Source organism: Mycolicibacterium mageritense (assembly GCF_010727475.1).
Lineage (GTDB): Bacteria > Actinomycetota > Actinomycetes > Mycobacteriales > Mycobacteriaceae > Mycobacterium > Mycobacterium mageritense.
In genome coordinates this window covers 1953673-1969975 of record NZ_AP022567.1, presented here as the reverse complement: position 1 = coordinate 1969975, position 16303 = coordinate 1953673, and the positions used below count along the sequence as shown (strand labels likewise).

Annotated in this window: 10 protein-coding genes; 4 read left to right on the top strand and 6 right to left on the bottom strand. The window is 67.8% G+C overall.

What is annotated here, in order from left to right; genetic code table 11:
- Positions 1–38: 38 nt before the first annotated feature.
- Positions 39–617: a TetR/AcrR family transcriptional regulator gene (locus G6N67_RS09430; RefSeq protein ID WP_036432673.1), complete on the top strand. Its 579-nt coding sequence runs from the start codon at positions 39–41 to the stop codon at positions 615–617.
- Positions 618–703: 86 nt separating this feature from the next.
- On the opposite strand, the gene G6N67_RS09425 is transcribed toward G6N67_RS09430, so the two are convergent.
- Complete coding sequence (locus G6N67_RS09425) at positions 704–2863, bottom strand: acyl-CoA dehydrogenase family protein (RefSeq protein WP_036432676.1); 2160 nt, start codon at positions 2861–2863, stop codon at positions 704–706.
- Between the two features lie 136 nt (positions 2864–2999).
- Here G6N67_RS09425 and G6N67_RS09420 point away from each other — a divergent pair, with 136 nt between their 5' ends.
- Both G6N67_RS09420 and G6N67_RS09415 read left to right on the top strand, forming a co-directional pair.
- Positions 3000–4223 (top strand): alpha/beta hydrolase, encoded by a 1224-nt coding sequence (locus tag G6N67_RS09420; RefSeq protein ID WP_036432678.1) that lies wholly within the window; start codon positions 3000–3002, stop codon positions 4221–4223.
- Between the two features lie 24 nt (positions 4224–4247).
- Positions 4248–5666 (top strand): WS/DGAT/MGAT family O-acyltransferase, encoded by a 1419-nt coding sequence (locus G6N67_RS09415; RefSeq protein WP_036432680.1) that lies wholly within the window; start codon positions 4248–4250, stop codon positions 5664–5666.
- A gap of 18 nt (positions 5667–5684) precedes the next feature.
- On the opposite strand, the gene eda is transcribed toward G6N67_RS09415, so the two are convergent.
- Genes eda through zwf form a run of 3 tightly spaced genes read right to left on the bottom strand, consistent with a single transcriptional unit; the run spans position 5685 to position 9603 of the window.
- Complete coding sequence (eda, locus tag G6N67_RS09410; protein ID WP_036432683.1) at positions 5685–6308, bottom strand: bifunctional 4-hydroxy-2-oxoglutarate aldolase/2-dehydro-3-deoxy-phosphogluconate aldolase; 624 nt, start codon at positions 6306–6308, stop codon at positions 5685–5687.
- Positions 6305–8134 (bottom strand): phosphogluconate dehydratase, encoded by a 1830-nt coding sequence (gene edd, locus G6N67_RS09405; RefSeq protein WP_036432686.1) that lies wholly within the window; start codon positions 8132–8134, stop codon positions 6305–6307. The genes eda and edd overlap by 4 nt, the downstream gene beginning before the upstream one ends.
- A complete protein-coding gene (zwf, locus tag G6N67_RS09400; RefSeq protein ID WP_036432688.1) occupies positions 8131–9603 on the bottom strand; it encodes a glucose-6-phosphate dehydrogenase in 1473 nt (490 codons plus the stop codon). The genes edd and zwf overlap by 4 nt, the downstream gene beginning before the upstream one ends.
- Positions 9604–9744: 141 nt before the next feature.
- Between zwf and G6N67_RS09395 the strand changes: the two genes are divergently transcribed.
- Entirely contained in the window at positions 9745–10926 is a 1182-nt protein-coding gene (locus tag G6N67_RS09395; protein ID WP_110798409.1) for an ROK family transcriptional regulator, read from the top strand.
- Positions 10927–11040: 114 nt separating this feature from the next.
- On the opposite strand, the gene G6N67_RS09390 is transcribed toward G6N67_RS09395, so the two are convergent.
- Both G6N67_RS09390 and G6N67_RS09385 read right to left on the bottom strand, forming a co-directional pair.
- Complete coding sequence (locus tag G6N67_RS09390) at positions 11041–12393, bottom strand: HNH endonuclease signature motif containing protein (protein ID WP_163642158.1); 1353 nt, start codon at positions 12391–12393, stop codon at positions 11041–11043.
- Positions 12394–12740: 347 nt separating this feature from the next.
- On the bottom strand, positions 12741–16205 hold the full coding sequence (locus G6N67_RS09385) for an indolepyruvate ferredoxin oxidoreductase family protein (RefSeq protein ID WP_036432691.1): 3465 nt from the start codon (positions 16203–16205) through the stop codon (positions 12741–12743).
- Positions 16206–16303 lie beyond the last annotated feature (98 nt).

Here is a 16303-nt window from a genome sequence, read left to right as displayed (position 1 = left end):
CTCTTCAGTTGACGATGTCAACATATGATGGGCGGATCATGAGCCGCATCGAATCCGCCGCCGCCACACGGCGCGCCCTGCTCGACGACGCCGCCGCCCTGCTCGACGCCGGCGGGCCCGATGCGGTCACGCTGCGTGAGGTCGGCGCCCGGTCCGGGGTCAGCCGCGGCGCGCCCTATCGGCACTTCATCAACAAAGAGAGCCTGCTCACCGCCGTCGCGGCCGAAGGCTGGGAGCGCATTGGCGACCAAATGCACACGCTGCGAACGGATTCAGCGGCATCACCCGTCGACACGTTGCGTGCGGCGCTCCTCGTCCTCATCACCGTCAGCCGCGAGCAGCCACACCTATACCGACTGATGTTCAGTGCACCGGAAGGGGATCCGACCGCGGTGGTCCGGGCCGCGCAACGCGGTTGTGACGAGTTCTCGGCGATCGTCGCCGTCGTCGTCGGCGAGCAGCGCGCTCAGAGTTGCAGCGCCATCCTGCTGACCGGCGCGCACGGGGCGGCCGGCCTCGAAACGAGCGGCCTTCTGCACACCGACAAGTGGCACACCACTGCCGACGAACTCATCGACGCCCTTATCGCGACGGTCACGGCCGACGAGCGCGCGTGAAATGCCGACGAAACCGTTGCGCTGCACTGCGTGTCGGTCAGCAGACCCGCACTCTCGCGGTGCCGCGGTGCAGCACCTACACGGCGCTACTTCAACAGCGGGTCACGGGGCAGGCCGAGGATCCGTTCGGCGATCGTATTGCGGGTGATCTCGGAGGTGCCGCCGGCGATGGTCATGGCGCGGTTGCCCAGGTAGGCGCGCGTGAGTTTAGGTGTGCCGCCCGAGACGGCTGCTGCCCCTGCGAGATCCATGCCCAACTCGGTCAGCCACTGTGAGTGCTCGGCCACCAGCAGCTTGGTCACGTTGCCTTCCGGTCCGGGTTCGGTGCCGGCGATGGCGCGTGACACCCGGCGCAGGTTGAGCAGACGCAGCGTATGGCCGGCCGCGATGACCTCACCGGCGCGCCGCACGTACCGGCCGCCGTCGGGATGTGCGTCGAGCAGCTTCACCAGGCCGTCGACCGTGAACCCTGTGGGCGCCGCGGACCCGCCGCCGATCGAGATCCGCTCGTTGCCCAGCGTGGCCCGCGCCACCAGCCAGCCCTTGTTCACGTCGCCCACCACATCGGCGTCCGGCACGAACACGTCATCGAAGAAAACCTCATTGAAATGCGCGTCGCCGGTCAAACCCTTCAGCGGATTGACCGTCACGCCAGGCGCTTTCATGTCGATGGCCATCATGGTGACCCCGGCGTGTTTGGATGCGTCGGGATCGGTGCGCACGGTCGCCAGCCCCCAGTCGCACAGTTGCGCCAGGCTGGTCCACACCTTCTGGCCCGTGACGCGCCATCCGCCGTCGACCTTCTTGGCCGACGTTCGGACCGCCGCCGCATCCGAACCCGCACCCGGTTCGGAGAACAGCTGGCACCACATCACCTCACCGCGCAGCACCGGCTCGACCCAGCGTTCGCGCTGATCGTCGGTTCCGGCCTGCGCGATGGTCAGGGTCACCCAGCCGGTGATGCCCATGTCGGCCCGCTCGATGTCGCGGAACTCTTCTTCGATCACCAACTGCTCCAGCACATCCGCGCCGCGTCCCCACGGTTTGGGCCAATGCGGTACCAGATATCCCGAGTCGACGAGGTAGTCGCGGCGCTGCTCGGCCGGCAGCGCCCGCACGGCTTCGACGGCGTCCCGCGCGGCTTCCCGGTAGGCCTCGGCTTCGGCGGGCAGTGTGAACGATGCGCCGTGGGCCTGCCCGGCGCGCTGCGCCTCGACGACGTCGAGCAGCGGATCGGCGCCGTCGGAGAGCAGCGCCGCCAGCGTCCGGGCGCGGCGCAGGTACAGGTGGGCGTCGTGCTCCCACGTGAACCCGATACCGCCGTGCAGCTGAATGTTGTTCTCCGCGTTGAACACCACGGCGTGAATCGCATGCGTTGCCGCGACGGACGCCGCGAACCACGCACCGTCGAGATCGTCGGCCCTCGCGGCATCCCACACCGCGGCGGTGGCCTGCTCGACCGCGACGAGCATGTTCGCCGCGTGATGCTTGACGGCCTGGAACGTGCCGATGGTGCGGCCGAATTGTTCACGGACTTTGGCGTATTCGACCGCCATGTCGAGCGCGGCCCACGCCACCCCGACGGCCTCTGCCGAAGCCAGGATGCGGAACACGGTGCGCGCCTGCCGGGCCGCGCCACGCAAAACCCGGTCGTCGGGGAGCGCGACAGCGCGCAGCGTCACCGTGCCGATACTGCGGGTGGGATCCAAACCCTCGCCGGCCGTCACGGTCAGGCCATCGGCGGTCGCGTCGACCACCACGACGTCATCGCCCGCGGTCAGCACCAGCACGTCGGCATCGGGTGCGCCGAGCACCGCGGACACCTCTCCGCCGAGCCCGTCGGTGCCGATCGCCAACGATCCACTGAGCCCGACAGCGCCGACCGACGCCCCACCCGCGAGGCCTGGAAGGAGTTCTGCCCGAACCGATTCCGGTGCGCACCGATCAATGATCACGGCCGCCGCCACGCTGGGCAGGAACGGACCGGGGCACAGTTCGCGTCCGGTAGCTTCGGCCACCACGGCGAGCTCCGGCAGGCCGAATCCGGAACCTCCGTGCTCCTCGGGAATCGCGAGCCCATGCCAGCCGAGATCGGCTCCCGCCGACCAGATTTCGGCCGGGTAGCTGCCGGGTTTGTCCAGGGTTGCGCGGGCTGCCGCGCGGCTGCCGAGCCGGTTCAGCTGCCCGAACGCCGCATCGGCGAGGTCTTGGTGTTCTTCGGTGATGGCCAGCGCTGACTTGCTCATGGTTAGCGAAGCTAACGGGAATCACCCGCGTCCGTATAGGTGATCCAAGTCACACTGAAGATGCAAACGTGACGCGAAGTGAACAAGTTGGCGAAGTTGTCGTCTGGTGGTGACGGGCTCGGGGTACGCTCGCGCAATGACGGCACGACCGGATGCCCGGCACCCCGCCCCGAGCCTCGCCAGCCGGGCGCGATGGTTGCTGCGCGCCACGCCTGCTGACCATATGCTGGCATTGAGCGTGGCATCGGCTTCGCTGCCAGTCGTCGGCAAGCACCTGGAACCGTTGGGCGCCATGGCCGCGATGGGCGTATGGGGCTTCCGGCACATACCCGACTTCTTCACCGCATCCGCGAAATCCTGGATCACGCCCGGGAACGCCCAGGTCCGCAAGGCCGAGCGGGAATTGACGCATTCGGTCGCCAAGGACGCGCTGCGCGGCGTCGTGCCCGCAGCGAACCTGGCCATCGACTGGCCTGCTCCGCAGAACGTGCCCCCGCTGTGGAACACGCTTGAATACCGGCGCAACGTGTACCGCAGTTCGGTGCGCTACGGCGATCACCCGTCGCAACTGCTCGACGTGTGGCGGCCCAAGGAGTTGCCCGTCGAACCCGCCCCGGTACTGCTGTTCGTGCCGGGTGGCGCGTGGGTGCACGGCAGCCGCATGCTGCAGGGGTACGCGTTGATGTCGCACCTCGCCGAACGCGGTTGGGTGTGCCTGTCGATCGATTACCGGGTGGCGCCGCACCATCGCTGGCCGCGGCACATCACCGACGTCAAAGCAGCCATCGCCTGGGCCCGCGCCAACGTCGACAAGTTCGGAGGTGACCGCAACTTCGTCGCGATCGCCGGTTGCTCAGCCGGGGGCCACCTGGCCGCCCTCGCCGGCCTCACCCCGAATCATCCGGACCTGCAGGGCGACCTCCCCGACGGCTCGGACACCTCGGTCGACGCGGTGGTCGGCATCTACGGCCGCTACGACTGGGAGGACCGTTCGACCGAGGAGCGGGTCCGGTTCGTCGACTTCCTCGAGCGGGTTGTGGTGGGCCGACGCATCGACCGTCATCCCGAGATCTACCGGCTGGCCTCGCCCATCGCGCAGATCCATCGCGACGCACCGCCGTTCCTGGTCATCCACGGCACGGGCGACACCGTCATCCCGGTCGAGCAGGCCCGCAGTTTCGTCGACCGGCTCAAGGCCGTGTCGCGTGCACCGGTCAGCTATCTCGAACTGCCCGGCGCCGGGCACGCCTTCGACATGACCGACGGTGCCCGGACCGGCTCGATGGCCACCGCAATTGGTTTGTTCCTCAACCACATCCACCGAAACCGGACGCTTGAGCAGGCTAAAGCGGTTATATAGACGCCTCCACACGGGAGGTCTGACGTGAAGCGGTTGAGCGGGTGGGACGCGTTCCTGCTGTATTCCGAAACACCCAACGTGCACATGCACACGTTGAAGATCGCGGTCATCGCGCTGGACGATCTCGGCGACCGCACGTTCGGTGTCGAGGAATTCCGTCAAGTGCTGCACGGCCGGCTGTACAAGCTGGAGCCCTTCCGGTACCAGCTGGTCGACATACCGTTCAAATTCCATCACCCGATGTGGCGCGAGAACTGCGATGTCGATCTCGAGTACCACGTCAGGCCGTGGCGCGTGCGCGCCCCCGGAGGCCGGCGCGAACTGGACGAGGCCATCGGTGAGATCGCCAGCACCCCGCTCGACCGCAGCAGGCCGCTGTGGGAGATGTACTTCGTCGAAGGTCTCGCCAACGGCCGGATCGCCGTCGTCGGCAAGATCCACCACGCGCTCGCCGATGGGGTCGCGTCGGCCAACCTGCTGGCGCGGGGCATGGATCTGCAGGAGGGGCCGCAGCGTGACCGCGATTCCTATGCCACCGACCCGGCACCGTCCCGCAGCGAACTGGTGCGGTCGGCGTTCCGCGACCACCTGCGCCAGATCGGCCGGGTGCCGGGCCTCGTGCGGTACACGGCACAAGGCGTGGGCCGCGTGCGGCGCAGCAGCCGCAAGTTCGGTCCCGAACTCACGCGGCCGTTCACCCCGCCGCTGAGCTTCATGAACCACAGGCTCACCCCGGAACGCCGGTTCGCCACTGCCACGCTGGCCCTTGCCGACGTCAAGCAGACCGGCAAACAACTGGGCGCGACCATCAACGACATGGTGCTTGCGATGTCGGCCGGTGCGTTGCGCAAGCTCGCGCTGCACTACGACGGCAAGGCCGACCATCCGCTGCTGGCCTCGGTGCCGATGAGCTTCGACTTCTCACCTGACCGGATCTCGGGCAACCGGTTCAGCGGCGTGCTGGTGGCGCTACCGGTCGATGTGGACGACACGCTCGAGCGCGTGCGGCAGTCGAGTGCGGCCGCCACGGCGGCCAAGGAGAGCCACAACCTGATCGGTCCGGAACTGGTCGCCCGGTGGGCGGCCTACATGCCGCCCGCGCCGGTGGAGGCCGCGTTCAAACGGCTGTCCGACAAGGACGGCCAGAACAAGGTGCTCAATCTGAACATCTCGAACGTGCCGGGCCCTCGGGAGCGGGGCAAGGTCGGCGGGGCGACCGTTACCGAGATCTACTCCGTGGGCCCGCTGACGGCGGCCAGCGGTTTGAACATCACGGTGTGGAGCTACGTCGACCAGCTCAACATCTCGGTCATCTCCGATACCGCCACGGTCGACGATCCGCACGAGGTCACCGACGCGATGGTCGAGGAATTCCGCGACATCCGCCGGGCCGCGGGACTTTCGGAAAAGCTGACCGTCGTCGAGAGTGCCATGCCGCAATAGCCGGTGCGTTGCGATACCTCAGTCGGTCACGTTCGCGAGCTCACGCGCCGTACGCGCCAGGTGCGTGATGGTGGCCCAGTCCTGGCGGGCCACGACGTCGGCCGGTGTCAGCCAGCTGCCGCCGACGCATCCCACGTTGGGGCTCGCGAGGTAGTCGCCCATGTTGGCCGGTGTGATGCCACCGGTGGGGCAGAAGCGGGCGGCCGGAACGGGTGAGTGGATGGCGCGCAGGAACGGCGCGCCCCCAGCCGGTTCGGCCGGGAAGAACTTCATCTCGGAGTAGCCGTACTCCAGGAGCTTGAGCACCTCCGACACCGTGGAGACGCCAGGCAGATGCGGTAATCCACTGTCGCGCATGGCTCCTCGCAGCGCGGGCGTACTGCCCGGCGACACCAGGAACTGTGCTCCGTTGGCCACGGCCTGCTGCGGTTGATGCGTGTCGACGACTGTGCCTGCGCCGACGAAGATCTCGGGTACCTCGTTGGCGATGCGTTTGATGGCCTCGAGCGCGGCGGGTGTACGCAGCGTCAACTCGATCACCGGCAGGCCGCCGTCGACGAGCGCCTTGGCGATCGGCACCGCGTCAGCGGCGTTGTGCACCACGACCACCGGGATGACGGGAACTACGTCGAGCAGATTCATACAGCGCTCCTGAAGATCGTGGCGCCCTCGTCGGCGGGACCGACGCCGGCACGCATGCTCGCAAAGAGTTCCCGGCCGGTACCGATCCATTCGTCGGCGGACGGGGCCTGCCCGGTGTGCGGGCGGGAGTCGAATTCCTCGGCGACAACATCCACCGAAAGTGTGCCGGTCGTGGCGTCGAGCGTGATCACGTCGCCGTCGCGCAGTCGGCCGATGGGGCCTCCGGCGGCCGCCTCCGGAGTCAGGTGAATGGCGGCCGGAACCTTGCCCGACGCACCGGACATGCGGCCGTCGGTCACCAGCGCGACCTTGTACCCGCGGTCCTGCAGCACGCCCATCGCGGGCGTCAGCTTGTGCAACTCGGGCATGCCGAGACCTTGCGGGCCCTGATAGCGCACCACGCCGATGAAATCGCGGTCGAGCGCACCCGAGCCGAACGCCTCCAGGAACTCCTCCTGGCTGTCGAACACCAGAGCCGGTGCGGTCACGGTGCGATGCGGGGCGTCGACCGCCGACGTCTTGATGACGCTCGTGCCGAGATTGCCGGTCAGTGTCTTGAGCCCGCCATCGGGGGCGAACGGGTCTTTCACACCGCGCAGCACGGATGTGTCGAGGCTCTCGCGCACGCCTCGGGTCCAGTGCAGCGATCCGTCGGTCAGGCGAGGTTCGTTGGTGTACAGCCGCAATCCGTATCCGGCGACCGTGCGGACATCGTCGTGCATCAGACCGGCATCGAGCAGGGAGCCGATCAGGAAACCCATGCCACCCGCTGCCTGGAAGTGGTTGACGTCGGCCTTGCCGTTGGGGTAGATCCGGGCCAGCAGCGGAACGACGGCCGACAGCTCGGCAATGTCGTTCCAGGTCAAGATGATTCCTGCGGCGCGGGCAATCGCGACCAGGTGCATGGTGTGGTTGGTGGAGCCGCCGGTGGCCAGCAGCGCGACGGCCCCGTTGACGACGGCACGCTCGTCGACCACTTCACCGATCGGCGTGTACTCGTCGCCAAGCGCCGTCAGCGCGCCGACCCGCTTGCCCGCCGCGGCGGTCAGCGCGTCGCGCAGCGGGGTGTCGGGACTGACCAGGCTGGAGCCGGGCAGATGCAGACCCATGGCCTCCATCAACAACTGGTTTGAGTTCGCGGTGCCGTAGAACGTGCACGTCCCCCTGCCGTGGTACGACGCGGCCTCGGCGTCGAGCAGCGCCTCGCGGTCCACCTTGCCCTCGGCGTAAAGCTGTCGGACCCTGGCCTTTTCACCGTTGGGCAGGCCGGACGTCATCGGGCCGGCGGGCACGAAGATGGCGGGCAGATGCCCGAAGCTCAGGGCCCCGATCAACATGCCGGGCACGATCTTGTCGCACACCCCGAGCAGCAGGGCAGCGTCGAACATGTCGTGGGACAAGGCGATTGCCGTCGACATGGCGATGACGTCGCGCGAGAACAGCGACAGCTGCATTCCCGCCCGCCCCTGCGTGATGCCGTCGCACATCGCGGGCACGCCGCCGGCGAACTGTGCGATGGCGCCGGCGCCCAGTGCCGCCGCCTTGAGCTGGGCCGGGTAGTCCTCGAAAGGCTTGTGCGCCGAGAGCATGTCGTTATACGACGACACGATCGCGATGTTGGGTTTGACGATTCGGCGCAGGGCTTCCTTGTCGGGTGCCTCCGCGGCGGCAAAGCCGTGGGCCAGGTTGGCGCAGGCGAGCCGGCCGCGGGCCGGGCCGCGTTGTGTCTCAGCGGCCATGCGGTCCCGGTATGCGCCGCGGGTTGTGGCACTGCGGTCGATGATCCGGTGCGTCACTTGCGCGACAACGGAATTGAGGGTGGTCATGCCGCTCCTTCGTGCCAGCGGCGGCCGTCGCGCTCGATGAGCGTGGCCGCATCAACGGGTCCATCGGTGCCTGCGGGGTAGGTACGCGGCACGCGGCCGGAGTCGTGCCAGTGGTGCAGGATCGGCTCGGCCCAGGCCCACGCCGCCTCGACCTCGTCACGGCGCATGAACAGCGTCGGATCTCCGCGCACGACGTCCATGAGCAGCCGTTCGTAGGCGTCGGGGGAGCGGTCCTGGAAGGCCTCGGTGTAGTTGAGCGCGAGGGAAACCGGCCGCAGCCGCCCGCCCGAGCCCGGCTCTTTCGCCGTCATCTCGAGGCGGATCTCCTCGTCGGGTTGCAGTGAGATGATCAGCCGGTTCGGTTCGGAGGCCCCCTCGATGCCCGGGAACATCGGCAACGGAACGGGTTTGAACTGGACGACGATCTCCGAGAACCGTTGCGACATGCGCTTTCCGGTGCGCAGATAGAACGGAACCCCGGCCCAGCGCCAGTTCCTGACCTCCGCCTTGACCGCGACGAAGGTCTCGGTGCGGCTGTCCGGGTTCTCGCAGTCCTGGCAATAGCTGCCGACGACTTCGCCGTTGACCAGGCCGGGACCGTACTGGCCCGTCACGGTGTCGCGCTTGATGTCGTCGGCCGACAGTGGGGCCAGGGCCTGCAAAACCTTGCGCTTCTCGTCGCGCACCGACTCGCGGTTGACGTGCGTCGGGGGTTCCATCGCCACCAGGCACAGCACCTGCAGCAGGTGGTTCTGCAGCATGTCCCGCAGCGCACCGGAGCGGTCGTAGTAGTCGCCGCGGCTGCCGACGCCGAGCGATTCGGCCGCGGTGATCTGGACGTGGTCGATGCGGCTGGAGTTCCACAGCGGTTCGAGCAAGGTGTTGGCGAACCTCGTGACGAGCAGGTTCTGCACGCTTTCCTTGCCGAGGTAGTGGTCGATCCGGAAGATCTGGTGCTCGTCGAAGACGGAGCCAACGGCGTCGTTGATCTCGCGCGCCGAGGCCAGGTCGCGGCCGATCGGCTTTTCCAGCACGACCCGCGAGGTTTCGGTCGCCAGATTGTGCGCACCGAGCGCGGCGCAGATCGGGCCGAAGAGTGCGGGAGCGCACGCCAGGTAGAAGACCCGGATCTCGACGGTCGAGGACGCCAGCAGGTCGGCGACGGCCGCGTAGTCGGACGGTTCGGTCAGGTCGATGCTGACGAATCGCAGCCGGGCCAGAAAGCGCTCGACGATTTCGGCGTCGAGCAGCTCGGCGGGGACGAATCTGGCCAGCTCGGCCTGGATCTTGTCGCGATAGCCGGGCTCGTCGAGCCCCGCTTTGGCCACCCCGATGATTCGGGTGCCCTCGGTCAACTGGCCGTCACGGTCACGTAGGTACAGGGCTGGCAGCAGCTTGCGGACCGCCAGGTCGCCGGTGCCGCCGAAGATCACGAAGTCGCACGGGTCAACGGGTCGCGGTGTTCGCATCACTGATCCTCCTCAATGGAGCTTGATCGGTTCAGTAAGCAACGTACCCACGGCTTAGGGCTTTCGCAAACCGACTTAAGCATTTGGAGTACCTAATGAGGCGAGGCTTACGTTTGCTCTGCAATCGGTCGTGTTGCTTCAATGGAGGTCATGGCACTTCCCGCGGTACCTCCTACCGCCGGCGAAGTCTTTGCGGTGATCAGGGATCGTCACGCCGTGACCCGCGCCGAGATCGGTCGGATTACCGGCCTGTCGCGGACCGCTGTGACCGCTCGGGTGGCCGCGCTCGAAGCGCTCGGACTCGTCATCGAGCCCGAGCAGGCCGCGTCGACGGGCGGGCGCCCGGCCGCGCAATTGATGTTCAACGTCGACGCGGGCGTGGTGTTCGCGGCCGCCATCGGACGCAGCCGCACGCAGCTCGCGTTGTGCAACCTCGGCGGCGACATCCTGGCCACCACGGACGTCGACCAAGAGCCCGGCATCGGTCCCGGCGAGCTCATGCCCGACCTCGTCAAGCGGCTCGACGCTCTGCTCGACGATGCCGGCCGCCGTGGCGCCCGAATCTTCGGCGTGGGGCTGAGCCTGCCCGGCACGGTCGATCAGCAGGCCGGTGCCAGCCTGGACTCACCGAACATGAGTGGCTGGGACGGCGTGCCGCTGACGCCGTACTTCCGGAGCCTCACCGACGCGCCCGTGCTCATGGACAACGACGCCAATGTCATCGCGCTGGCCGAAAGGCGCGGTGGCTTAGGCGAATTCGACGACATGCTGGTGGTCAAGGCATCGACCGGTCTGGGCGCCGGGATCGTCATGGGTGGTCAATTGCAGCGCGGCGCCGTTCAGGCGGCAGGCGAATTCGGTCACAGCAAGACTCCCGCCGCGGCCGGAGTGCCGTGCCGGTGCGGCGACACGGGTTGCTTGGAAGCGGTCGCCGGCGGCTGGGCACTGGTCCGCGATCTGCAGCAAGCCGGCCGCCCGGTGAGCCACCTGCGTGACGTCGTCGCGCTCGCGCACAGTGGAGATGCCGAGGCGCGGCGCATGATCCGGGACAGTGGACGCCACATCGGCGAAGTCCTCGCGGCTGCCGTCAACCTGCTCAACCCGGCGGTGCTCGTGGTCGCCGGCGACATGGTCGGCGCTTATGACGTGTTCGTCGCGGGTCTGCGAGAGAGCTTGTACGGCAACGCCACCGCCCTGGCCACCCGCACGTTGCAGATCGTGCCGTCGATCCATCAGGAGCGCTCCAGCATGGTCGGTTGCGCGACCACCGCACTCGACCACGTGCTGGGCCCGGCCGCCGTGGATGCTGCGCTGGCCGACTAGTGTGCCGCACCCGTTCGACCGTGGCGGGTTCGGCGGCGCGGTGTCCGCCGGACCCGCCACGTGTGCGGCGGCTTTTCGCTGTGGAGTTGTCAAGGTGCGTTAGTGGGTTGGTGGTTATGCGGCGGTGGGCATCGAGGTCAGGGTGCGTCGGGCGTGTGACCGCAGGTGTGGCGGTTCGGGCCCAGCCCGGTCATACGGTGGGATGAACCAGGGGTGGCGATCAGCGCCGAGATAGACCTGCCAGTCGCTGTGGTGGATCATGGTGTGGTGACACCGGCAGAACAGCACGCCGTTGTCGACACAGGTGGCTCCTCCTGTGCCCCATGGGTTTATGTGGTGGGCATCGCACCAGGACACGGGTCTGCCGCAGCCGGGGAAGGCACATCCCTGGTCACGGATCGCCAACGCTTTGCGAATGTGCGGCGGGAATAACCGCTCACTGCGCCCCACATCCAGCGGTGCACCGTCGGGATCAACCAGCACGGTTCCCGTGGTGCTGTCGCACGAGGCGAGGTCGGCGGTGGAGGTGCTGATCGGCCCGGTGAACCCCAGCATGTCCACCACGTGCCCGGCACCGAACACCCCTACGTCCGTGGGCGTCATTGCGGCGGTCGCGGGCCGGATCAGGGTGACGTGCGGGAGGACTCCGCCGGAGGTGGGGCGCCGCGAACCGGACAGGTAGGTACGGACCAGTTGTCCGAACGCATCGGCGCGACGCTGCTGCGTCGAGCGGGGATCGGGTGACCCGTCGGGCAGTGGGACCGGTCGGCACAACGGGTCCAGTGCGGCGAACAGTTCTTCCCCGGTGAGTGCATCCAGATCCAGGGTGGCGTTGACTCGTCCTTCGTCGTTCTGGGTCAGGGTCATCTCGTTGAGGTCAGTGTTTTCCGCGACCGCCACCCCCGGCTCTGCCCCCTCGCCTTGGGCTGCGGTGTGGGCGATCGCGATCTCGCGGGCCTTCGTATCCACCCCTGCCGGCGTGGTCTGAATCATCAGCGTGCGCACCACCTGTGCCCGTTCCTCATCGGACAACGCCACCCGGGCACCCACGTGTGCGACGCCTTTACCGACCGCATCAGCGAACTCGATCCCCACTGCCCCGAGACGCTGCTGCCGGGTCAACGCGGGCAGACCCTGCGCAGCGCGCCCCACCCGCACAGCCCGATACGCCGCCGCGGGCGCCACCCCCAGCGCGGTCAACACCTGCGCCCCCGACCGCAACCGCTTACGCGTCGGAATCCCGGCACGCTCAGCGGCCGCGACCGCCTGGGCGATCACATAGTCACACAGGTTGCCCAACGTCACCGCGGCCGCCAACACCGCCAACAACGGCCCGTCATCCACCACCCGACGCGGACTGTCCAACAGATGACACAGCCGGCGATCCGCGCCATCCTCAGGTTCAGGCGACGGGGTGAGCTCATCAATCAGCTCATTGATGACGGTGTCCAGATACCGAGCGTCCATCACAGATACCCAGGCTTTCAACAACAGTCGCACACATCAGCGTGCGGTACGACAAACACACGGCGCCGACAGTCCCGAGCATCCCCAGAACCATCGAGCCAGCAGTAACGTGGCGCGGGCGAAGCTCTCGCGTGCCTTCCGGGGGAGAGCTTCTATTCGAACATATGTTCGATCTTACGCGACGTAACGGCCTCTCGCAAGTGCGATGCCTCAGGACATTGGTGAAAGTTCAGGCCGTCTTTGTGGTGACATTGTCGTCCTAGGAGTGCCCAACCACGCCAGGACCGACCGTCCGACCGACCGCAAAGTTGAGCGCACCAACAGACGCGCTCGCTCGCGGTGGTTGGTCAGAGATCCAGTTCCGGAGGTTCGAAACCCAGCTCCCGCAAGCGATCCTGGTACCGGGCGATATTGCCGATCTTGACCGACTCGTAGCCCCGGACCAGGTCCGGCGCCGCGGCGGCCTGCGTCGCGGTTTCGTAGTGCTCAGTGGTGAGCCGGCTTGCCGCGGTGAGCACCATGGTCCGATAGTGCGCGACGAGCGCACGCTCGGCCTTGCGCAGCGCGGTGTGGCCGAACGGATCGAATACCGTGCCGCGCAAGAACTTCGCCTTGGCGAGCCCGCGCAACACGGTATGACTGCGGGGTCCGAAACGCAGCTTCTTGGTGCGGCCCAGGGACCGCAGTGCGGGCGGGTGCAGGTTGTAGCTCATCCCGGTCGAACCTGCGAAGGTCGACTGCACCGAAGCCGCGAAGGCCGGATCGGTCAGCAGGCGCGCCACCTCGTACTCGTCCTTGTAGGCCATGAGCTTGAACAGGCCTTCGGCGACGGCCTGGCTGAACTCGGTGCGGTCGCCGAGCCTACGCTCGGCCTCCCAAACCGCCTGAACCACTTCGAGATAGCTGGTCGCGGCGCTGCGGCCCTGATAGCCGATCAGCTCAGCGGCCCGGCGCATGGCCACAGCTCGCACCGGTTCGCCTAACGTGATTGAAGCCGCGAGGTCGTCGGGAAGGTCGGGGATGGTCCGCGCGGTCGGGCCGGCTGTCGGACCCAGCGCCTCGGCGAAGCGGTCCGGCGCCGCGACCGCGACCCGGCCCCAGCCGAATGCGGCCAGATTCGCCTCCACCGCAACACCGTTGAGCTCGATGGCCGCCTCGATCGCGTCGGCGGGGATCGGCAGCGCACCGAGCTGGTAGGCGGCGCCGACCAGCATGAAGTTCGCGGGCGCGGTCGTGCCGAACAGCGCCTCGGAAGTCGCGAGCGCGTCGAAGCTCATGAGCTGCCGCGTCATTGGCTCCAGCCGGTCGAGCAGTTCGCGATCCTCGGGATATTCGACATCGGTACCGCACACCATCGCGCCCGTGGCGGTGCGGCTGGTGGACGCCACCGCGACCGTGCGGTCCGCGTGCGCGTAGCCGAGGTTCTTGGTGTCGGCCGCGGTCAACAGGTCGAACGCGAGCAGGCAGTCTGCGGTGCCCGGGCTCACCCGGTTGGACGAGTCTGCGGCTTCGCGGCTCAGCCGCAGATGTGACGTGACGGGGCCGGCCTTCTGGCTCAGGCCGATCTGGTCGAGGCCCTGGACGTACAGCCCCGCCCGCAGCCCGGCCACGCCGAGCACCTGGTTGACCGTCACGATGCCCGTGCCACCGATCCCGGCGAGGAACACGTTGCACGTCGACGGCGCACCTACCACAGGGGCAGGCACGGCCGGTGGAGCCGGCACGGGCCGAGCCGAATCCGTGGCGTCGTCGGCCAGTTCGACCGTGACGAACGACGGGCAGTCGCCGTCGAGGCAGCTGTAGTCGGTGTTGCAGCTGGTCTGGTCGATGCGGGTCTTGCGGCCGAACTCGGTCTGTACGGGCTGCACCGACAGGCAGTTGCTCTTGACGCCGCAGTCACCGCAGCCCTCACACACGGCCTCGTTGATGATGACGCGGGTGCGGCGCACCGGGAGCTGGCCGCGTTTGCGCTGACGGCGCGCGTCGGCCGCGCACTGCTGGTCGTAGATCAACACCGTGACGCCTTCGACGTCGCGCAGCATGCGCTGGGCCTCGTCGAGCCGATCACGGTGCCACAGCAGGGTTCCCGCGGCCAGGCTGTCCACGGTGTGGCGCGTCGGGTCGTCGGAGCACACCACGATCTGGCGGACGCCCTCGGTGGCCAGCTTGTGGGTGAGCTCGGGAACGCTCAACGCGCCCTGGGCGTCCTGGGCACCGGTCATCGCGACCGCGGAGTTGTACAGCAGCTTGTAGGTGATGTTGACCCCGGCGGCCACGCAGGCCTGGATCGCCAATTGCCCGGAGTGGAAATAGGTTCCGTCACCGACGTTCTGGAAGATGTGCTTGACGTCGGTGAACGGGGCCTGGCCGATCCACTGTGCGCCTTCGCCACCCATCTGCGTCAGCCCGGTGACCGCGGATTCGGCGCGCGGCGACATCGTCACCAGGGTGTGGCAGCCGATGCCGCCAGCCGCCAGCGAGCCCTCGGGCACCACGGTCGAGCGGTTGTGCGGGCAACCCGAGCAGAAGAACGGGGTACGCGGCGTGCTCAGCGGCGTCAACTCGAGCCGCGGCGGAGGGGGCGACTGCACCGGAACCCGCGACCGCAGCACACGGTAGAGCGGTGTGAGCAGACGCGCCGCGGTCAACTCTCCGTCGGCGGGGATGAGCGGGCGTGAGCCGTCGTACTTCCCGAGCACGTCCGGTCGCTGGTCACCGCCGTACAGTGCCTGCACCACTTGCGTTTCCACGAACGGGGTCTTGTCCTCGACCACCAGCACGGTCTCGGTGCCGTGGGCCAGCGTCCGGATCCGGTCGGTGTCGACGGGGTACGGCATACCGACGCGCAGGATGCGGATGCCGTGCCGAAGGAGGTCGTCGTCGGACAGGCCGAGTTCGGTCAGTGCTTGACGGACGGAGTCGTAGGCCGTACCGACTGCGACGATGCCGAGCCAGGCTTGCTGCGGGTTGACCTCGATGCGGTCGAGCGGATTGGCGGCGTTGAAGGCCTGCACCATGGCCCAGCGTGGGCCGTACAGGTCGGCCTCGGCCAGCACGCTCTCGGGCGGAGAAGCCATCGCCCGCTGCCGGTAGCTCCAGCGCCTGCCCTGCCAGTCGAGTTCGGGAACCGTGATCGCGAGGTCGGTGAAATTCCGGTCGAGGGTCCAGACCCCATCTGCCACATCGGCATTGAGCTTCATCGACACCGGGCATCCGGAGGCCCGGGACAGCGCTACGCCGTACAGGCCGAACGCGATGATCTCTTCGGCGTTGCGCGGGAACAGGATCGGCATGTTCATCGCGGCCAGGGACCGCTCGCTGGCGGCGGGCACGGTCGACGACTTCGCCGCCGGGTCGTCACCCACCAGGACCAGCACGCCGCCGTCGGGATGCACGCCGTAGACCGTCAAGTGGCGCAGCGCGTCGGTGGCCCGGTCCAGGCCGGGGCCCTTGCCGTACCACATGCCCACGACGCCGTCGTGTGTGCGTGTGGTGCCCGGCACGTCGAGCTGGCTGCCCCACACGGACGTGGCCGCGAGCTCCTCGTTCATGCCGGGAACCAGCCGGACCTCGTGCTCGGAGGCCAGCGAGTCGATCCCCGCCAGCAGCTTGTCCAGCCCGGCCAGCGGGCTGCCCGGATACCCGGAGATGAACGTCGCCACACGGTGGCCCGCGCGTCGATCACGTTCGTGTTGTTCGACGATCTGGCGTGCGACGGCCTGGACACCGGTCATCACGATCGGGCCGGAGTCCACGCGGTACCGGGCGGCCAGATTTACCGAAACCCTTGGGCGATCATCGAGTTGGGTCACGTCACAACGATTATGCAGCGCAACATTATGGTCAATATGAAGGCTCGCAACTGAGCGATATGGTCAATCTGTGCGCCCCGTCACACCCCGCAGTTGAC